This window comes from Methylobacterium sp. Leaf112 (assembly GCF_001423295.1).
GTDB lineage: Bacteria > Pseudomonadota > Alphaproteobacteria > Rhizobiales > Beijerinckiaceae > Methylobacterium.
On record NZ_LMNG01000030.1, the window covers coordinates 291,683 to 311,240 of the forward strand.

Below are 19,558 nucleotides of genomic sequence, written 5' to 3' on the forward strand. Positions count from 1 at the left end.
GCGGCCCGAAGCGCTCGGGCCGCCCTTGTCGTGTCAGCGGTCCCGGCCCGTCAGCGCCACTGCGCGAAGGCTTTCTCCATCACCTGCGTGCCCGCCGCGCCCTTCTCGAAATTGATGATCGCGCGCGCACCGGAGTTGAACTTCACCGCGAGTTCGAGCCAGTTCCGGTGAAGGAGCAGGTCGGTGTTGCGGTCGATGTCGTTGCGCAGGGACGACAGACCGATGAGGAACAGGTTCTCCCGCACCCGTACCGGCAGGCCCGAGACCGGCGACCCGCGGGCATTCTCCTCGTCCTTGGCCTGAAGCAGCCCGATGTCCTGCACCGTCCGGCGCGCGGCATTGGTGCCGTCCGTGGTGAAGGCGAGCTCGATGGTGTGCGATGCCGGCAAGCTCGCATCGAGATTGCGATTGATGGTCATCTGCAGGGTGATCCCCGCCTCGGGGAACTCCACGTTCGCGCGAACGGCCGTTTCGAGGGCCTGACCGCGCTCGCCGTTCACGGTTTCGAGGCGCCAGAGGACGCGCCCCTGCACAACGGTCGGCTGGGCGTTGGTGGCGGACGTGTTCTCCTCGTAGAGGACGGCGCGCTGCGCCACGGAGACGTCCGGCTGCACGGCGCCCGCCGAGGAAGGCGCCTGCGCAGGCCGTGCCGGCGCCGGCGGCGCCACGGGGTCGCCACCGATACGGTCGGCATACTTGGTCTCGGCGCTGTCCTGCGCCGTGTCCTGTTGCTCGGCCAGGGGTTGAAGGTCGGCCGGCTTGTCGCGCAACAGAAACGCCGCCACCGCGATCAGGCCGATGACGGTGAACAGCACGGCTCCCACGACGGCGTTGCGCAGGAGGCGCGACCGTCCGGCCCGCGGCGCGACCACGTCGATGCGCGGGCGCTGACGGGCACCGCCCGCATCGGCCACGAGGTCGTCGGACGCCGGTTCCTGGGCGGACGCGTCCGTCGAGGACGACACCGCCTCGGCGGCGGGATCGGCCACGGCGGCGGGCGACCGACCCTTGCGGGCCTGGATCGGGATGATCGGCGCGCTCGCCGGCTCCTCCGGCGGCATGAACGGGGTCCGGCCGAGGTCCGGCGGGGGCGCCGGCGGCAGGAACGGCTCCGGGGCCGGAGCGGTGGGGCGCAGGGGCTCCGACCCGGGGGCGTCCGGCAGCGATTCCGGCAGATCCCGCAACGCATCCGCTGTGACGGGCTGCTCGGGCTCGGGCTTGAGTTCCGGCACGGGCTCGGACGGAGGCTCGGCCAAGGGCTCGGGGGCCGGAGGGCCGTGCTCGGTCTCGAGCCGATCGATGGCGGTCTCGAGGGCCCGCGCCTCAATATCGATATCCGCCTCGGACAGGGGGGGATCGAGGGAGCGAAGCTGGCCGATCAGGGCGCTGCGCGCACGCTCGTACACGGCCTTGCGAAGGGCCGGCGAACGGTCCGGCATCGCTTCGAGGGCGCGCGCCAGCAAGGGGTAGTAATCGGCCATCGTGACTGGGGTCCGCTCAACTCAGGGCGGGCCGGCACCCCGCCCGAGAGCGGATGCGCCGCCCATCCTCTCAGACGCGTTAATCCTCGAAGGGGCTGTGCATCAGAATGGTGTCGTCGCGCTCCGGCGAAGTCGAGAGCAGCGCTACCGGCGCACCGATGAGTTCCTCGATGCGGCGCACGTACTTGATCGCCTGAGCCGGGAGATCGGCCCACGAGCGGGCCCCCGCCGTCGTGCCCGACCAGCCCTCGATATCCTCGTAGATGGGTTCGACCTTGGCCTGCGCCGCCTGGTTCGCCGGCAGGTGGTCGATCACCTGTCCGTCGAGGCGGTACCCGGTACAGACCCGGATGGTCTCGAACCCGTCGAGGATGTCGAGCTTGGTCAGCGCGATGCCGTCGATGCCCGAGGTCTTCACGGTCTGGCGCACCAGAACGGCGTCGAACCAGCCGCAGCGGCGCTTGCGCCCGGTGTTGACGCCGAACTCGCGGCCCTTCGCGCCGATGGTCTCGCCGATCTCGTCGAACAGCTCCGTGGGGAACGGACCTTCGCCGACCCGGGTGGTGTACGCTTTCGCGATGCCCAACACGTAGCCGATGGCCGAGGGCCCCATGCCGGAGCCCGTCGCGGCCTGCGCCGCCACGATGTTGGACGAGGTCACGAACGGATAGGTGCCGTGGTCGACGTCGAGGAGCGCGCCCTGCGCGCCCTCGAACAGGATGCGCTTGCCGGCCCGGCGCTCCTCGTCGAGGAGCTTCCAGACGGTGTCGGCGTAGGGCAGGATGGTGGGCGCGATGGCCTTCAGTTCGGCGAGTAGGGCGTCGGCATCGACCTCCTCAATGCCGAGGCCGCGCCGAAGGGCGTTGTGGTGGGTCAGGACCCGCTCGATCTTGGCGGCCAGCGTGCTCTCGTCGGCGAGATCGACGACCCGGATGGCGCGGCGCCCGACCTTGTCCTCGTAGGCCGGTCCGATGCCGCGCTTCGTCGTACCGATCTTGAGACCCGCGTTCGAGGTCTCGCGAAAATGGTCGAGCTCGCGGTGCAGAGGTAGGATCAGCGTGGCGTTATCGGCGATCCGCAGGGTTTTCGGCGAGATCTCGACGCCCTGGGCCTGAAGCCGGGCGATCTCGTCGACGAGGTGCCACGGATCGACCACGACGCCGTTGCCGATCACCGACAACTTGCCGCCCCGCACCACGCCCGAGGGCAGCAGGGCCAGCTTATAGGTCACGCCGTTGATCACGAGGGTGTGGCCGGCATTGTGGCCGCCCTGGAAGCGCACCACCACGTCGGCCTGCTCGGAGAGCCAGTCGACGATCTTGCCTTTGCCTTCGTCACCCCATTGGGCGCCTACGACGACGACGTTTGCCATTCACTCAAGACCTGTCCCGAGGACCCGCGCGAAAACGATCCGGCCATGGAGGCCGGACCGTCCCACGTTCCTCGGGTCTTTCTGCGATCCGTAGCCGGAAATCAAGCAACTGGCCGATCCGGCTCCGAATCACCGGGGGAATACGTACCGTGCGGTCGCCCGAGGGCGGCTACTTGGCCTCGGTGCCCGGCTCGCGACCGGGGAGGTCGCCCGGCTTGATCACCGGCATGGAGCCCGGGTTCGGATCGGGCGGGCGCACCACCATGCCGGGGGCCGTGTTGCCCGGCGGCTTGATCACGCCGTCGTTCTTCTCGAGTCGGTCGCTCAGGGTGCCACCGGTGCCGGGCGGGCCGGCATCGGGCTGAATCTTGTCGGGAACCGGGCTGCTCGGCGCCGTTACCTGAGCGAAGGCGGCGGTCGCCAGCAGGCTCAGGCCGGCGGCCAGGGGCCATATCATGCGCATCGTGACACCTTCTGGAAGACAGGGTTCGTGCCGGAAGAACCGATCCGGGGCCGATGCGTTCCTGGCGTGAGTGCGTTCCTGGCTTGAGTGTGTTCCTGGCGTGAGTGTGTTCCTGGCGTGAGACGGATGTCCTGCGGCCGTGCGGGATTCAATCGCTCGCGCGGGCGAGTTCGAGATAGAGTTCGCGCAGGCTCAGGGTGTGGGGGCCGGGGGCGCCGGTGCCGATGGGCTGCCCGTCGAGTTCCACCACCGGCATCACAAAGGCCGAGGCGCTGGTATAGAACGCCTCCGCCGCCGCGTGGGCCTCGGCCACGGAGAACAGGCGCTCCTCCAGGGCAAGTCCGGATTCGGCGGCGAGACGCAGCACCGCCTGCCGGGTGATGCCGGGCAGGAGCGCCGTCGAGAGCGGACGGGTCACCAGGGTGCCGCCGGCCGTGACGATGAAGGCCGTCGACGACGAGCCCTCCGTCACCGCATCGTCCTCGACCATCCAGGCCTCGCTGACGCCCGCGGCGGCGGCCTGCTGCTTGGCGAGCACCTGGGCCAGCAGCGCGATGGACTTGATGTCCCGGCGCTTCCAGCGAAGGTCCGGCACGGTGATCACCCGGGCGCCCTTGGCCGCCAGGGGGTTGGCCGCCACGGTCTTCGCCTGCGTGAACATCATCACGGTCGGCGCGGTGCCGGCCGGCGGATAGGCGAAGTCACGCTCGTACACGCCGCGCGTCACCTGCATGTAGACGAGGCCCTCGGTGACGCCGTTGCGGGCGACGAGCTCCGTCTGCAGGGCGACCCACTCGGCCAGCGTGTGCGGATTGGCGATGTCGATCTCACCGAGCGACCGGTCGAGGCGGGCGAGATGCGCTTCGTTGTCGACGAGGCGGCGATCGAGGATCGCCGAGACCTCGTAGATCCCATCGGCGAACAGGAAGCCGCGATCCATGATCGGCACCCGCGCGTCTTCGAAGGGGAGGAAGTCGCCGTTGAGGTAGACGATGCGGGGGTTCGACACGGAGCGGGACCTTTGAATCGCCGATGGGAAGGGCGCGACGCAGGATTTGTGCGACGGGGCTCAGGAAGCCCCGAACACCCGTGAAAAGATCGTGTCGACGTGCTTGAAGTGGTAGCCGAGGTCGAAGCAGGCCTCGATCTCCGCCGGGCTCAGGGCGGCGGTCACGTCGGTGTCGGCCTTGAGCAGGGTGAGGAAGTCGCCCTCGCCGCGCCAGACCGGCATCGCGTTGCGCTGGACCAGGCGGTACGAATCCTCGCGCGAGACGCCGGCCTGGGTCAGGGCCAGGAGAACGCGCTGCGAGTGGACGAGGCCGCCGAGCTTGTCGAGGTTGCGCTGCATCTGCTCGGGATAGATCAACAGCTTGTCGATGACGCCGGTGAGGCGGCCGAGGGCGAAATCCAGGGTCACGGTGCTGTCCGGGCCGATCATCCGCTCGACGGAGGAATGCGAGATGTCGCGCTCGTGCCAGAGGGCGACGTTCTCCATGGCCGGGAGGGCGTAGGAGCGCACCATGCGGGCGAGGCCCGTGAGGTTCTCGGTGAGCACGGGGTTGCGCTTGTGCGGCATGGCCGAGGAGCCCTTCTGCCCTTCCGAGAAGAACTCTTCGGCCTCCAGCACTTCCGTGCGCTGGAGGTGGCGCACCTCGATGGAGAGGCGCTCCACCGAGCTCGCCACCACGCCCAGCGTCGCGAAGAACATGGCGTGGCGGTCGCGCGGGATCACCTGGGTCGAGACCGGCTCCGGCGACAGGCCCATGGCTTTCGCGACGTACTCCTCCACGCGCGGATCGATGTTGGCGAAGGTGCCGACCGCCCCCGAGATGGCGCAGGTCGCCACTTCCTCGCGGGCCGCCACGAGGCGGGCGCGATTGCGCTCGAACTCGGCATAGGCCTGGGCGAGCTTGAGGCCGAAGGTGACGGGTTCGGCGTGGATGCCGTGAGAGCGGCCGATGGTCGGCGTCAGCTTGTGCTCGAACGCCCGGCGCTTGATCGCGGCGAGCAACGCGTCGACGTCGGCGATGAGGAGATCGGCGGCGCGCACGAGCTGCACGTTGAAGCAGGTGTCGAGAACGTCCGACGAGGTCATGCCCTGGTGGACGAAGCGGGCCTCGGGGCCGACGATCTCGGCGAGATGGGTGAGGAAGGCGATGACGTCGTGCTTCGTCACCGCCTCGATGGCGTCGATGCGCGCGACATCGAACACGGCGTCGCGGCCCTTCTCCCAGATCGTGTCGGCGGCGGCTTTCGGCACCACGCCGATCTCGGCCAGCGCCGTCGTGGCGTGGGCCTCGATCTCGAACCAGATCTTGAAGCGGGTCTCGGGCGACCAGATCGCGGTCATCTCGGGGCGGCTGTAACGGGGGATCATGGGCGCCTCGGAGGTTTTCGCGATGCAGACGGGTGCTGAGGGGCGCCTAGCATGGGCGGGGGTGCTGCCTCAACCGAAGTCCGGCGGCCCGGGAGGCCCTAACAAATGTGATATTTTTATCGAGATGCTGGAGTTTCGATTACAATCTGGAAACATTCCGATGTCGAAGGAGGACGGATTTCCTGTCCATTGCGGGCAACTTAACCGCCTTACTGGACCGGCTCTTAGAAGCACTCGAAACTGGAAACCCTCCTAACCTCTTCAAATCGCTTGCCGTTTTCACGCCCGGACATACAGGAGCTTTCGGCCGCGTGAAATGTTTCGCGCCGGCGACGACGCGCCCTCGATTCGGGCGATACGACGAAAGTTCACGATCATGCTTCGGCGACGGGATGGGCAGGCGGTAGGGCTCCTGCTGGCGGGGACGTTCGCGGCCGGGACGGCACAGGCACAGATCGCGACGCCGGCGATCGGCAGCGCGGTCACCCTCGATCAGCTCAGTGTCGAGGGCGCGGGCGGCACCGTCGGCTACCTCACGAAGCGCACCCGCTCGGCGACGAAGACCGACACGCCGCTCATCGACACGCCGCAATCCGTGACGGTGGTCACCCAGCAGCAGATCCGCGACCAGGGCTTCCAGAGCATCAACGAGGCGATCCGCTACGTGCCGGGCATCATCCCGCACCAGGGCGAGGGCAACCGCGACGATCTTGTGATCCGCGGTCAGCGCTCCAACGCCGATTTCTACGTCAACGGCGTGCGCGACGACGTTCAGTACTTCCGTGACCTGTACAACACCCAGCGCATCGAAGTGCTCAAGGGCCCCAATGCCCTCGTCTTCGGTCGCGGCGGCGGCGGCGGCGTCATCAATCGCGTTCTGAAGGAAGCCGACGGCACCCCGATCCGCGAGGTTCTGGTCCAGGGCGGCCAGTTCTGGAACAAGCGCGTGGCGCTCGATGTCGGCGACCGGGTCAGCGACAGCGTGTTCTTCCGGATGAACGGCGTGTTCGAAGATACCGGCACCTACCGCGATTTCGTCGACATCCGCCGCTACGGCTTCAATCCGACGATGACCTTCCTGCTCGGCCCGGCGACGACGCTCAAGCTCTCGTACGAATACTTCCACGACGAGCGCAACACGGACCGGGGCATTCCCTCGCAATTCGGGCGGCCGTACAATTACCGACGCAACACCGCGACCTACTTCGGCAATCCGGATCTCAGCGTCGCGCGCATCGACGCCAACATCGCCACCGCGACCCTGGACCATCGCTTCGATTCCGGTGTCGACCTGCACAGCACCCTCCGCTTCGCCGATTATCAGAAGTTCTATTCGAACGTCTATCCGGGCGGGGCGGTCAACGCCGCCGGCACGTCCGTGAACATCACCGCGTACAACAACGACACTCCCCGGACGAACTACTTCTCGCAGAACGACTTCACCTATAAGTTCGACACCGGCCCCCTGAAGCACACCCTGCTCGCCGGGTTCGAGCTCGGCTATCAGGAAGGCCGTGCCTTCCGCGAGGAAGGGTTCTTCGCCAACGGCGGCCTGACGCTGGCCGTCAACCCGCGCTTCCCGACGACCCGCGCGCCGGTCAGCTTCCGGAACACGACCGGCGCCAACACCCGCTACGACCTCGGGTTGGCCGCCGTCTACGCGCAGGACCAGATCGAGATCGGACCGCACCTCCAGTTCATCGGCGGCCTGCGCTACGACCACTTCGACTTCAAGGCCGACAACCTCAACGCGACCGGTTCGACCCCCGTCCGCACCACGCGCATCGACAATCTGCTCTCCCCTCGGGCCGGCGTCGTGGTGAAGCCGATGGACAACCTCGCCTTTTACGGCAGCTACAGCGTCTCCTATCTGCCCTCCGCGGGCGACCAGTTCAGCAGCCTCGCCCCGGGGCTGGCGATTTCGCAGCCCGAGCGGTTCGAGAACGGGGAGATCGGCGTGAAGCTCGACGTCTCGCCCGTGCTCCAGCTCACCGGAGCCCTGTACAACCTCGACCGGTTCAACCAGCGCCTCGCCGATCCGAACCGGGCCGGCTTCTTCCTGGCCACCGGCCAGACCAACACGCAGGGCGCCGAGATCGGAGCCAACGGCTACGTCACCGAGTGGTGGCAGGTGGCCGGCGGCTACGCCTTCACCGACGCGACCATCGTCAGCGGCTTCGGCACGGCCGCCCAGGGTGTGCGACCGGGGAATCGGGTCGGCCTCGTGCCGTTCAACGCCTTCACCCTGTGGAACAAGTTCGACGTGACGCCACAATTCTCGTTCGGCGTCGGCTACATCCAGACCGGCCACACCTTCGCCTCGGCGGACGACACCGTCCGCCTGCCGGGGATCACCCGCTTTGACCTCGGACTGTTCTACCGGGTGAACGAGTTCGTGCGGGCCCAGGTGAACATCGAGAACCTGTTCGACCGGCGCTACATCGCCACCGCCGACGGCAACAACAACATCACCCCCGGCGCACCGCGCCTGGTGCGCTTCCAGGTGGTGGCGAACTTCTGAGCCGGGCAGGGGCGCCGGCCCAGTGGCCGGCGCCCCTTCAGATCGCGAGTCCCGCCAGCCAAGCCTCCGCCGTCGTCACGTCGGCCTGGGACAGACCGTGCCCGACGGGGAGTACGCCGTGCTCGACCCGGGCGCCGGATCCGCGGAAGCGCTCGGCCAGCGCTCGCGCGTTGGCCTCCGGAACGATGGGGTCCTGCGCGCCGGAGAGCATCAGCAGGGGCAGCCCCGTGAGATCGAACGCCGGCGGCTGGGCCAGCGGCAGCATCGGACGCAGGAGTACGGCCCCGGCAAGGACGCCCGGATGCAGCATGAGCAGGGCGGCGGCGATGTTGGCGCCGTTGGAGAAGCCGAGCGCCACGGGGGCGGGGAGGCCGTAGGCCGCCCGCGCGTCGGCGACGAAATCCGCCAGGTCCTTCGCGCGGCGGCGCACGTCGTCCTCGTCGAACACGCCTTCGGACAGGCGCCGGAAGAAGCGCGGCATCCCGTTCTCCAGCACAGGTCCGCGCGGCGACACCAGGGCCGCGCCCGGTGCCACGGCGCGGCCGAGGGGCAGGAGATCGGATTCGTCTCCGCCGGTGCCGTGGAGCAGGAGCAGGGGCGGACGGTTCGCACCGGGCTCGAAGCGGTGAACGAAGGCGAGGGTCTTCGGGGTGGACGCGGTCATGGCGGACCTCCGGGTGTCACGAGCGGCCCCGGCCCGCGGGAATGCGGGCCGGGGAAGACTGGTCAGGCGAGGGGCGGCAGGGCCGCCTCGATCCGGGCGCGGTGCGGCTCGAGGCCGGCGGGCAGCTTCAACCCCGTGCCGAGGTCGGCGATGGGCTCGTCCACGCTGAAGCCGGGCACATCGGTGGCGATCTCGAACAGGATTCCGCCGGGCTCGCGGAAGTAGACCGAGCGGAAGTAGGCCCGGTCGCGCTGCTCGGTGACCCCGAGCCCGTGACGGGTGGTGAGGGCCTCGACCATCGCCGCCTGCGCGGCGTCGTCCGCCGCCCGGAAGGCGATGTGGTGGACGGAGCCCGCCCCCTGGCGGCCCCGCAGGAATTCACCCACGGCCCGCAGGGTGACGAAGCCGCCCTCCGCGGCCCCGCTCGCGTATCGGGTCGAGGACCCCTCCCGCGTGTCTTCGGTGAAGCCGAGAACGTCGGTCAGGATCGCCGCCGTCGGTCCGGCCTCGCCGAGCAGCAGGGTGACGCCGTGCAGGCCCCGGATGGCATGCTCGGCCGGCACGGTACCGGTCCAGGCGGACGCCTCGCCGGCCTCCGCGACACCCACGAGGGCGAGCATCGTCCCGTCGGGATCGCGCAGGCGCAGGGTCGGCTCGCCCATCACCGCGACCGGCGCGTCGTGGACGATTCCGGCTTCGAGGAGGCGCTGCAGCCACCAGCCGATGGAGGCGCGGGGCACCCGGAACGCAGTCTCGCTGGTCTCGCCGATGCCGACCCGGCCGGGGGCCGCGTCGGCGATGGGAAAGAACGTCAGGATCGTGCCGGGCCGGCCGGTCTCGTCGCCGTAATAGAGGTGATAGGTGCCCGGATCGTCGAAGTTGACGGTCTTCTTCACCAGCCGCAGGCCGAGGACCTCGGTGTAGAAATCGAGATTGCGCAACGCCGAACCGGAAAACGCGGTGACGTGGTGGAGTCCGTGATGGGTCATGCTGCTGTCTCCTTCTGCTGGGGACAAGATGGCCCTTGCCGCATCCCGCTAAAACGGAAACGATGGAAACACATCGTTTCCGGAATGCAGGCATGAAACTCCCCGATTTCGAAGCTTGGGCGGTCTTCGCCAAGGTGGCGGAGACCGGCTCGTTCGGGCAGGCGGCGCGCGACCTCGGGGTCGCGCCCGGCACCGTGTCGAAGGCGGTGGGTCGCCTGGAGGCCCGCATCGGCGCGCGCCTGTTCCACCGCACCTCGCGAAAGCTCGCGCTGACCGAATCGGGCCTCGCGGCACGGGACGGGGCGGCCCGGCTGCTCGCCGAGGGCGAGGCGGCGGAGGCGCAGGCCCGCGACGGAGCCGCCGCGCCGCGCGGGCGGGTGCGGCTCGCGACCCCGATGTCGTTCGGCGTGATGCACGTCGCGCCGCTGCTGCCGGACTTCCTCGCCGCTCATCCGGGCCTGACCATCGACCTGCATCTCGGCGACGCCCTCGTCGACCTCGTCGGCGGCGGGTTCGACCTCGCGCTGCGCATCGCGGCCCTGCCGGATTCGTCCCTTCGGGCGCGCCGGCTCTGCACGGTCCACCGCTCCCTCGTGGCCGCCCCCGCCTACCTTGCCGCGCAAGGGCGGCCGGAGCATCCGCGCGACCTCGCCCGTCACGCCTGCCTCGGTTACGCCTACCTGCCGAGCCCCGACCGCTGGCGCTTCCTCGCGCCCGACGGCACCGAGGCCGTGGTGATCCCTGGCGGGCCGCTGCGCGCAAACAACGCCGACGCCCTGGCGCCGGCCCTGCGCGCCGGGCTCGGACTCGCCGTGCAGCCGGACTTCATGCTGTGGGACGATCTCGCGGCCGGACGGCTGGAGCGGGTGCTGCCCGGGTGGTCGGCCCCGCCCATCGCGCTCCACCTCATGACGCCGCCGGGCGATCCGCGCCCGGCCCGGGTCACGGCCTTGGCCGACTACCTCGCCCGCACACTCTCGGCGGCGCCCTGGGCGCGCGGCACCGACGTCACGCAGCCGCACCGGGCAGGCGAAACCCCTCGATCCCCTGGCGTTCCGGGTTGATGGCGGCGAGCGCACGCTTGGCCGCTTCCAGGGGGTGCTCGGATTCGATGCGGACGCCCTTCAGGTCCGGGCTCTTGTAGACGGTGACGATGGTGTCCATCACCTCGGTGAGCGTCGTGCGCTTGTCCTCGGGCGCGGCGATGAGGAGCTGCAGGCCCCACGCCTGGTAGAGGTCGACGAGGGCTTGGGAGTTGCGCACGTCGAGCTTCGAGAACGCCTCGTCGAGGAGGCAGAGGCCGAGCCCCGGATTCTCGTCGCCCGGTCGGTCGCCGGGATAGTAGGCCGAGGCCAGGGAGGCCGCGATGGCGACGTAGAACGGCGCCTGCGCCTCGCCGCCGGAGCCGCGCAGAGCCCGGTTCGACATGGTGGTGCGGTTGCCGGCGGCATCGCGCATGCCGATCTCGTAGACGAAGTAGTTGCGATAATCGGCCAAACGCGCCGCGCTCTCCTCACCGGCGATGAGGGCCGAGATCTCCTCGATGGCGGCCGAGAGCGGGCCTTCGGCCGGCGTCTCGCCCTGGCCCGGCAGGACCGCCTGCGCCGCATCGGGCGAGCGTGCGACTTCGGTGGCGAGCGCGTGGACGGCGGCGTAGCGCCGGTCGACGGCGGCCTCGAAGGCGTAGGTCTGGCCGGTGAAGGTCTGGCTCGACAGGCGTTCGTTGAGGGCGTCGAGGCGGGCGCGGACGCGCTCGAACTTGTCGGCGAGACGCGTCAGCAGGTCCTCGGTCATCAGGCGGCGCATCTCGCCTTCCGCCCGCACGGCCTGATCGCGGTAGCGCCTGAGCTCGTGGCCCGCGACCTCGTCGTAGGCGCGCCGGGTCCAGCCGTAGCCGAACGAGGCCGGAGCGTCGCCGCGCCCCAGAGGGTTGTCGATCCGCCACTGCACGCAATACTCGGCCAAGTCGCGCTCGGCGGTGCGGCCCTGCGTACGGGCCGTCTCGAGGGCCTCGCGGGCGGCGCTGCGGGCGGCGGCGGCGGCGGCCGCGAGTTCCTTCGCGTCGAGGCCGGCGAGGTCCGCCCGGGCCTTGGCCACGGCCCGCGGGTCGAAGCCCTCCGGACGCACGAGGCGGATGCGGACCGTGTCGCCGCCGACCCAGCGCGCATGCGCCGAGCGCCGGGCGGCCAGCGCCGCGCGCGCCGCCTCGCGGGAGGAGGCGACCTTGGCCTTCAGGCCCGCTTCCTCGCCCAGCAGGGCATCGCGCTTGGGTTCGAGCACCTGCACGAGTTCCGTGAGGTAGGCCGAACGCTCCTTCGCGAGCTCCTTCAATTCGGCTTCGAGGGCGCCGGTATCGGCCTTCTCGACGCTCTCGCGCTCGGTGGCGAGACTGCGGCGGCGGCCCTCGATGGCGTCGCACTCGGCCCGCAGGCCGAACAGGTCGATGGGCGCTTCGGCCAGACGTGCCTTGAGCTGCGCGGCGATGCGGGCGGCCTCGCGCAGCACGCCGGCCTCGCCGCGCAGGCGCCGCGCCTCGGCCACAGCCCGCTCCATGGCCTCGCGGCCCTCCTCCGTCGGACCACGGCTGCCGCGCGTCATCATGAGCTGCACGGGACGGACCACCGAATAGGCCATGCCGGAGGTCGAGCGCCCGCTCGGCGCCACGGCCCGGCTCATATGCGCGAGGGCCGCATCGTCGGGGGCGAGGTCGTAGCCGCCGAGGCGCGCGGCGAGGAACGCCTCGGCGTGGGGATCGCGGGTCTCGATCATGCCCAAGGGGCCGTCGTCGTAGCGCCCGCCCCGGCGCCGGGCCGTGTCCGTGGTCTTGACCAGAAGGCAGCGGTAGAACTGTGCTTTCCGGGCTTCGAGATGGGCGAACGCCTGATTCAGCCGGTCGGGCTGCACCACCAGGGCTTCGCGAGCACCCCCCAGAAGGCCCTCCAGGGCCATGCCCCATTTCGGCTCGACGATCTCGGCGAGTTCGCAGACCGGCACGGCGTCGATGCCCAGCCGCGCGAGTTCGTCCCGGAACGCCGCCACATCCGAGGACAGGCGCGCGCCCTTGGCCGCCCCGCCACCGGCGAAGGGCGCCGACAGGCCCTGCGCCTCCGTCTCGGCGGCGCGGGCGCGCAGGGCCATGTCCTCGGCCGCCGTATCGAGGGGGCCGGCGATGTCGGGCATGTCGACGAGCGCCGTCACCAGGGTATTCAGGGGCCCGTCCGAGCGAAGCGTTTCCTCCGGCGGGGCCTCGCGGCGGAGCCCTGCGCGGGCGCAGGCCTCGACGAAGCGGGCCGCACCCGGAGCGACCCGGCGGACCTCGCCGATGACCGCCGTCAGGCGGGCGACGTCCTGGATCAGCCCGACGAGGCCCGTCACCCGCAGGGTGAGGTCGCGTCGGTCGCGGGTGAGCACGGCGAGGCCCGCATCCGAGGCGGCGAGCCGCCCCTGCGCGTGGGTCCCGGCCATGAGGGCCTTCTTCTGCGCGATCTCGCCGTCGATGTCGCGCACGAAGCCCTGGCTGGTGGCGACGCTCTCGCGGGCGATGCGCAAGCGCTCGGCGACATCGGCGAGGCCGGTGCGGGCGGTTGTGTAGTCGACGACTCGGCGGCGCAGATCCGCGCCGGCGGCCCGCAGGTCGTCGAGGGCCGCCGACAGGCTCGCCTCCGCCCAGGTCTCGTAGCGGGCGAGGATGCGGCCGAGATGCGACAGGCGCCGCTCCAACTCCTCGATGGTCTCGAGGAGACGGCGCCAGTTCTCCACCGACTGGCGGATGCGGGCGACGTCGAGGGGCTCGGGCTCCAGCACGAAGGAGCGCACGAAGGCGGAGGAATCGAAGATCGGCTTGAAGGCGACCGCATTGGAGAAGGTGCGCAGGAAGTGGCGGGGTTCGGGCACCGGCGCGCCCTCGCGCAGGAGCCCGAGCACCTCCGCGGTGAAGCGCTCGCCGGACGCGCGGAACTCCTCGAAGGTCTCGGAGCGGATGCGCAGATCCTTGGCGATCTCGGCCCAGGGCGCGACGAAGGAGCCGTCGGGCGTCTCGCGGACGTAGTCGGCGATCTCGAAGCGATGGCCTGTGCAGACGAAGCGCGACAGGGTGGTCTCGCGGCTGTCCTCGGCCCGGGCGCTCAGCGCCAGCCCAACGGAGACGACGCGGCCCGAGACCGGGTTCTCGAACACGAGGACGATGAGGGTCTCGCAGGCCTCGCGGGTCGGGCGGCCGCCCTCGGCCGGGTCGCTGATCCAGCCGAGGCAATAGTCGCGCACCGTGCGGGCCGAGCGGCCCGACGCCGAGGCGTTGAGCGCCAGACGGCTGGCGTTGTTGCCGGCCAGCACCGTGCCGACGGCATCGAAGATCGTCGACTTGCCGGCCCCCGTCGGCCCGACGAGGGCCGTCGCGCCGCGGATGCGAATCTGCTCGCGCCGGATCAGGTACCAGTTCGAGAGGGCGATGTCGGTGAGGCGATACACTGAGGCCGGGTGATTTTTGCACGCTGCGAAGGATCGTCGGGCCTTCGCTCGCATGGCCGGGGGCGGCGAGGCAAGCCGGCCGGGGCGATCAGGCGGCGTCATCCCCGGCCGAAGCCCAGGCCCGGACGTGCTCCATCCAGGCGTCGGGCGAGAGCACGCCGATGCCGGGCAGCACCATCAGGGGCGTGAGCTTTTCGGTTCTATCGCGCTCGCCCAGGCGCAGGGCGCCTTTCCGGGAGAACAGCCGCAGGATCTCCAGCAAGCGGGTCTCCTCCGGCGGGTCGCTGCGGGTGGCGGTGCGGATCGATTCGGCGATGTCGTCGGTGGTGCATTCCACCACCCCCTCGGTGGTGACGCGGTGGTCGCGAAGCCCTTCCTCGTAGGCGAGCCGCAGGGCGAGCAGCACCAGGGTCTCGTCCTTGCGCAGGCGCTCGGCCTGACCGTCGTGGCGCACGCCCTCCGGGGGCACGCGCAGGAACACCATCTGGTCCCGGTGCGAGACCTCGAAACCGTACCCAAGGCAGGCGAAGTAGCTCTGGAAGAACGGCGCGTAGTGCCGGGCGAGGTCGTAGGTCCGCCCGATGCCGGGGGTGCCGGAATAGACGCACTGGCTCTTGAGCAGCACCTGCAGGGCGCGGGTCAGCTCCTCGTCGGAGGGCGCACGGGCGCCGGGCGGCGGCGGCTCGTCGCCGTCGACGATGGCGCGGAAGGCTTCGAGCATGGCGGTGGTCCGGGAGCGAATGGGACTCGCGAGGCCGCGTGTCTATCCGCCTCCCGCCGGTCGCGCCAATCCGCTCAGGCGGCGGCGGCTTCGGCCCGGAACAGGGAAATGCACTTGGTGTCCCGGTGCATGCTGAGGATCGAGGCCCGGTCGAGGGACGGGTTGGCGGCGAGCACACGGCGGACCTCGGCGACGATGCTGTCGTAGCGCGCCGCGTCGTAGTTCTGCTCCAGGGGGCTCACGGCGATGTACGTCTCCACCACCAGCACCCGTTCGCAGCGCTCACGCCCGACCTCGACGGCGACCCAGGCGGATTTGATCAAGCATTTGCCGGATACCATGGCCCATCTCCCGAAGACGCGACGTTCTTCCGCGCTGCGCGTCGGAGACCAGGATGAACCCTGTCTTCGCAGATGCCAAGGGTGGTCGTTGCATGGGACGCCGAAGTCTCGCGGCGATCGAATATTGCGCCGCAGCACTCAGCGTGTGCGTTCCAGCAGGAAGTCCGGGCAGTCGAGCCAGCCGTTGGCAACCCGGCCCTCGACCCGCGAGAGGCGGTAGCGACCGCTCAGGCTCCCGTCGAACAGCACGTCGATCTCGCGCAGGCGCTGGAACACCACGAAGGCATCGACGTCGGCGATCGGCATCTGCGAACCCCGCACGGCGCCCTTGCGCCCGAGCCGGCCCTCGAGGAAGTCCACCATCCGGTCGGGCGTCACCGCCACGCGGTGGCGGAACGCGTCCTTCGCCGCGATGAAGGCCTCCACGGCCGGATCGAGGAAGAGTTCCGGCAGGGGCTCGCAGTCGATGGGCGGGCGCTTGAGGCGCGGCGCGTAGAGGTGGACGGCGCCGATGGGCGGGCGCAGGAGCGAGATCCCGGCCGGTGGCATGCCCTCCATCGGCGCATCGGTGCCCGCCACGGCGCGGAGCGCCGCGGCCGTGCGTTCGATGCGGTCGGAATCCCGGTGGTCCATGTAGCGCAGGGCCGCCGCGATTCGCCGCTCCAGGCGGGCGACGATGTCGGCCACCGCGTCGAGGTGACGGTCGAGGCCCTCGAAGATCGCCAGGATCTCTGCGAGATCCGCCCGCACGGCCCGCTCGGCCACCTCGACATCGGGCGCACGGCCCTCGCGGATCCCGGCCTCCGCCAGGGCCCGCAGGGTGAGGGGATCGCGCAAGGCGCGGCCCGCCTCCCGCACGATACCGGAGCGGAAGCGGAACGGGTTCAGGCGGGTGTGCAGGGTGCGGTAGTCGCTGACGATGTGGCGGGCCACGAACTCGTCGAAGTAGAGCCGGAAGGCCGCGCGCTGGTCCTCCTGCGCCAGGATGCGCGCCTCGATCTTGCGCATGGAGCCGGCGAGCGTCCGCAGGTGGCTGAGGAAGGCCCGCGATGCCTTGGCGGCGTTGACCAGGGCCTCGGAACGCTCGGCCGGGTTGGCGATGGCGCTCTCCAGGCTGCCCAGCACATCGAGCACGGCGCCGCCGTAGGAGCGGGTCTCGCCCCGGTCGAGGCGGGCGAGTTCCTCGATGAGGATGCGGGCCTCGGGGTCGAAATCCACCACCGGCACGTAGCGCTCGCGCCGCTCCACCAGCCAGCCGGAGTCCAGCAGGCGCCGGTAGACGGCCGAGCGCCGCTCGATGGGATCGACGGGCGTGGTCTCGTCGTCGGCGATCTCGCCTTGGGCGAAATCGGCGGAGAAGTCGCCGATGGCGGCGAGCAGCTCGGTCTTGCGCAGGGGCTCGGCCGTATCGCCGAACACCCGCGCGTGCAGGTGCAGCAGCAGGGCGGCGTTGAAGGCCCGGCTCGGGGAGGCGAGGGGCCGGAACAGGTCGTCGGACAGGCGGGTGAACAGCATGGGACTGGGACGGACTGCAGCCCGCCGGAACGGCGTCTGTCAATCGATCCGAGGCCCGTAGCGGACCGAACGGGCGGTTTCCCTGGGGGAAGCGACCGTCCGGGTGGCAGTGGGTGGCGGGAACGCGGACATGCTAGGACGGACGGCAAGGCGCCGCGAAGGCGTCACCGAACCATCACGGGAGACCCCATGCCGAAGCCGGATCAAGAGCCCCGTCGCAGACAAGAGCCCCGTCCGCCCGAACTCGTGACGCCGTGGCGCACGGAGGCGCGCGCCGCCCTGCAGGCCGAGGCCCGAGCCTTCGCCCGCGACGTGGTAATGCCCATCGCCGACGAACTCGACCGGCAGAAAGCCGAGATGCCGCGCACGCTCATCGACGCCATGGCGCGGAAGGGCTGGTTCGGCATCACCATCCCGACGGAGCATGGCGGCCTCGGCCTCGGGGTGTTCGAGTATTGCCTCGTCTCGGAAGAACTCGCCCGGGCCTGGCTGTCCGTGGGCAGCATCCTCGCGCGGGGCCAGGGCCTCGGCACCCAGGTCCTCGACGAGGGGCGCCGGGGCGAGTTGCTGGCCCGCTCGGCCCGGGGCGAATGGATCGGCAGCATCGCCCTGTCGGAGCCGACCGCCGGCTCGGATCTGGCCGGGGTGCAGACCCGCGCGGTGCGCGAGGGCGACACCTGGGTGCTCACCGGCACCAAGCGCTGGGCCGGCTTCGCGCAGGCGGCCGATTTCGTCGAGGTTCTGGCCCGCACCCGCGATCCGGAGCCCGGCGAGTCGCGCTCGGCCGGCCTCGAGCCGTTCCTGGTGGTCAAGGAGCCCGGCACCTTCCCGGCCGGCATGACCGGCCAGGTGATCGACAAGATCGGCTATCACGGCTTCCTCACCTTCGAGCTCGCCCTCGACGGCGTGCGCGTGCCCGAGAGCGACCGGCTCACCGGCCTCTACGGCGACCAGGGGGCGGATGCCGATGCCGGCGGTTTCGCGTCCGTGCAGCGCGGCCTCAACATCGCACGGGTGCACACGGCGGCGCGCGCCGTCGGCGTCGCCCGGGCGGCGGTGGAGGATTGTCAGCTCTACCTGCAGGAGCGCGAGCAGTTCGGCCACCCCATCGGCGACTTCCAGGCCCTGCGCTTCGCCCTGGCCGACATGGCGGCGGAGGTCGCACAAGCCCGCGCGTTCTGGCAGCAGGTCGCGCATCTGCTCGATGCCGGCGAGGCGGCCGAGAGCGAATCCGCCATGGTCAAGCTGCTCGCCACCGAGATGGCCGTGCGGGTGACCAACCAGGCGATGCAGCTTCACGGCGGCAACGGCTACACCACGGAACGCCGGGTGGAGCGCTACTGGCGCGACGCCCGTCTCACCACGATCTTCGAGGGTACGAGCGAGATCCAGCGCCGGATCATCAGCGACCGGATGCTGCCGCGCCCCTGATGGAAGCGTCCCGGATGATGGGTCCGGGACGCAGCTCAGGGCCGAGAGACTACCCCTTCCAGCCCTTCAGGGCGGCAAACGGGCTGCTCGACGGGTCGGGCGGGGGCGGATTGAGGATCGGCTCGACCTGCGCGACGGCGTCGGCCAGCGAGAAGGCGGAGCCGGTGGGCAGCTTGCCGCCGGCCGCATCCTTGTGGCCGCCGCCGCGGAACCGGCGCGCGCCCTCCAGCGCCGTCTCGTCGTTGGAGCGGAACGACATGTTGCCCGTGCGCTGGACGTTGAGGACGCGCTTGGCCTTGCCCGCATCCATGATCAGGTCGGAGACGCGCTGGAAGGTGCCCGAATCGAGGCCGAAGGACAGGTAGGTCCCGTCCGAGAGCGGCTGGAACAGGTCGGAGCGTGCGAGCACGCGGGCGATCCGCATGCGGGTGGTGAGGCGGGGATCGTCGGTCTCGTCGCCGGCCAGATACCCGTCGACGATTCCCGTGCGGATGGCGCCGACCCCGGCTTCGAGTTCGGCCGGTGAGGCCCCGGCGCGCAGGCGTCCGGCGAGGGCGACGAGGAGGTCGCTCACGAAGCGGTCGTGCCACGCATGCCCGATGGGCACGAGGTTGGAGACGTTGTCCCAGAACACCTCGTCGAGGGCATGGCCGCCCGCGAAGGTCGGCCGGTCCTTGCGCCACAGGTCGACGGCATCCACGGCCTCGACGAGAGCGAGGAGGTCGGCGTCGCCCTCGATGGCGTCGGGCGCGTACAGGGTGCGGCGGCGATAGGCGAGCTTCGTGGCGCAGCGGCCCTCGTCGATGAGCACGACGATGGCGGGATCGTCGAGGTCGAACCGCATCACGCCCGGATCGTCTGCCTCCGGCACAGGCTCGAGGGTCTGCTCGCGCAAGCGGTCGATGGAGGAGGCATGGTGGTCGAGGACGATGAGCCGGTGCCGTTCGGCCTCGGCCCGGCCCCGGTTCATCGCGGCGAAGTTGCGGATGAAGGTCACCGCCACGGGCTCGAGACCGAGATCGGTGAGGATCAGGGTCTCGGGCTGCCGCGTCCGCCCGAGGCGCTTCAGCTCGCCCTCGACCACGGGCCCGACATCGCTGTAGCGCGGCACGTGGACGATCCGCGAGACCGGAACGAAGCGCCCCACGATGGTGGAGGCGCCGTAGCCGTCGAGGTCGTGATGGGTGATCTGGGTAACGGTCAAGACGGGGTCCTC

General features: G+C 70.4%; 15 protein-coding genes. 3 read left to right on the plus strand and 12 right to left on the minus strand.

Translation table 11 applies throughout. From position 1 onward, the window contains the following. Window positions 1-50 precede the first annotated feature (50 nt). The 5 genes from ASF52_RS15275 to purB form a co-directional block, all read right to left on the minus strand. Window positions 51-1,481 carry a hypothetical protein gene (locus ASF52_RS15275; protein WP_056173777.1) on the minus strand — a complete coding sequence of 477 codons (1,431 nt, stop codon included), beginning with the start codon at window positions 1,479-1,481 and terminating at the stop codon, window positions 51-53. A gap of 79 nt (window positions 1,482-1,560) precedes the next feature. Continuing rightward, on the minus strand, window positions 1,561-2,853 hold the full coding sequence (locus tag ASF52_RS15280) for an adenylosuccinate synthase (RefSeq protein ID WP_056173780.1): 1,293 nt from the start codon (window positions 2,851-2,853) through the stop codon (window positions 1,561-1,563). A 169-nt stretch (window positions 2,854-3,022) separates the two neighbouring features. Further along, on the minus strand, window positions 3,023-3,310 hold the full coding sequence (locus tag ASF52_RS15285) for a hypothetical protein (protein WP_082479298.1): 288 nt from the start codon (window positions 3,308-3,310) through the stop codon (window positions 3,023-3,025). A 154-nt stretch (window positions 3,311-3,464) separates the two neighbouring features. Then, window positions 3,465-4,325: a D-amino-acid transaminase gene (locus ASF52_RS15290; protein ID WP_056173786.1), complete on the minus strand. Its 861-nt coding sequence runs from the start codon at window positions 4,323-4,325 to the stop codon at window positions 3,465-3,467. 60 nt (window positions 4,326-4,385) lie between these two features. After that, window positions 4,386-5,693, minus strand: a complete 1,308-nt coding sequence (gene purB, locus ASF52_RS15295) for an adenylosuccinate lyase (RefSeq protein WP_056173791.1) — start codon at window positions 5,691-5,693, stop codon at window positions 4,386-4,388. Window positions 5,694-6,069: 376 nt separating this feature from the next. On the opposite strand from purB, the gene ASF52_RS15300 reads away from it, so the two are divergent. Then, entirely contained in the window at window positions 6,070-8,214 is a 2,145-nt protein-coding gene (locus ASF52_RS15300; protein WP_056174152.1) for a TonB-dependent receptor, read from the plus strand. 37 nt (window positions 8,215-8,251) lie between these two features. Here the strand turns inward: ASF52_RS15300 and ASF52_RS15305 are convergent, their stop codons facing one another. Continuing rightward, the gene (locus ASF52_RS15305) at window positions 8,252-8,878 is read right to left on the minus strand and encodes an alpha/beta hydrolase (RefSeq protein WP_056173795.1); all 627 of its coding nucleotides are present in this window, start codon (window positions 8,876-8,878) and stop codon (window positions 8,252-8,254) included. 62 nt (window positions 8,879-8,940) lie between these two features. Beyond that, on the minus strand, window positions 8,941-9,867 hold the full coding sequence (locus ASF52_RS15310; protein ID WP_056173798.1) for a ring-cleaving dioxygenase: 927 nt from the start codon (window positions 9,865-9,867) through the stop codon (window positions 8,941-8,943). Window positions 9,868-9,959: 92 nt separating this feature from the next. On the opposite strand from ASF52_RS15310, the gene ASF52_RS15315 reads away from it, so the two are divergent. Continuing rightward, entirely contained in the window at window positions 9,960-10,931 is a 972-nt protein-coding gene (locus ASF52_RS15315) for a LysR family transcriptional regulator (RefSeq protein ID WP_056173801.1), read from the plus strand. On the opposite strand, the gene ASF52_RS15320 is transcribed toward ASF52_RS15315, so the two are convergent. The 4 genes from ASF52_RS15320 to ASF52_RS15335 form a co-directional block, all read right to left on the minus strand. Continuing rightward, window positions 10,876-14,334, minus strand: coding sequence for an SbcC/MukB-like Walker B domain-containing protein (locus ASF52_RS15320; protein WP_056173805.1), 3,459 nt, complete (start codon window positions 14,332-14,334; stop codon window positions 10,876-10,878). The genes ASF52_RS15315 and ASF52_RS15320 overlap by 56 nt on opposite strands. An 88-nt stretch (window positions 14,335-14,422) precedes the next feature. Beyond that, window positions 14,423-15,055, minus strand: coding sequence for a DUF4194 domain-containing protein (locus ASF52_RS15325; RefSeq protein WP_056173808.1), 633 nt, complete (start codon window positions 15,053-15,055; stop codon window positions 14,423-14,425). Between the two features lie 74 nt (window positions 15,056-15,129). Beyond that, on the minus strand, window positions 15,130-15,396 hold the full coding sequence (locus ASF52_RS15330) for a hypothetical protein (RefSeq protein WP_056173812.1): 267 nt from the start codon (window positions 15,394-15,396) through the stop codon (window positions 15,130-15,132). Window positions 15,397-15,534: 138 nt separating this feature from the next. After that, window positions 15,535-16,911, minus strand: coding sequence for a Wadjet anti-phage system protein JetA family protein (locus tag ASF52_RS15335; RefSeq protein ID WP_056173815.1), 1,377 nt, complete (start codon window positions 16,909-16,911; stop codon window positions 15,535-15,537). 189 nt (window positions 16,912-17,100) lie between these two features. Here ASF52_RS15335 and ASF52_RS15340 point away from each other — a divergent pair, with 189 nt between their 5' ends. Next, window positions 17,101-18,342, plus strand: a complete 1,242-nt coding sequence (locus tag ASF52_RS15340) for an acyl-CoA dehydrogenase family protein (protein WP_056173817.1) — start codon at window positions 17,101-17,103, stop codon at window positions 18,340-18,342. A gap of 49 nt (window positions 18,343-18,391) precedes the next feature. On the opposite strand, the gene ASF52_RS15345 is transcribed toward ASF52_RS15340, so the two are convergent. Then, a complete protein-coding gene (locus tag ASF52_RS15345) occupies window positions 18,392-19,546 on the minus strand; it encodes a dimethylmenaquinone methyltransferase (RefSeq protein ID WP_056173820.1) in 1,155 nt (384 codons plus the stop codon). Window positions 19,547-19,558: the final 12 nt, after the last annotated feature.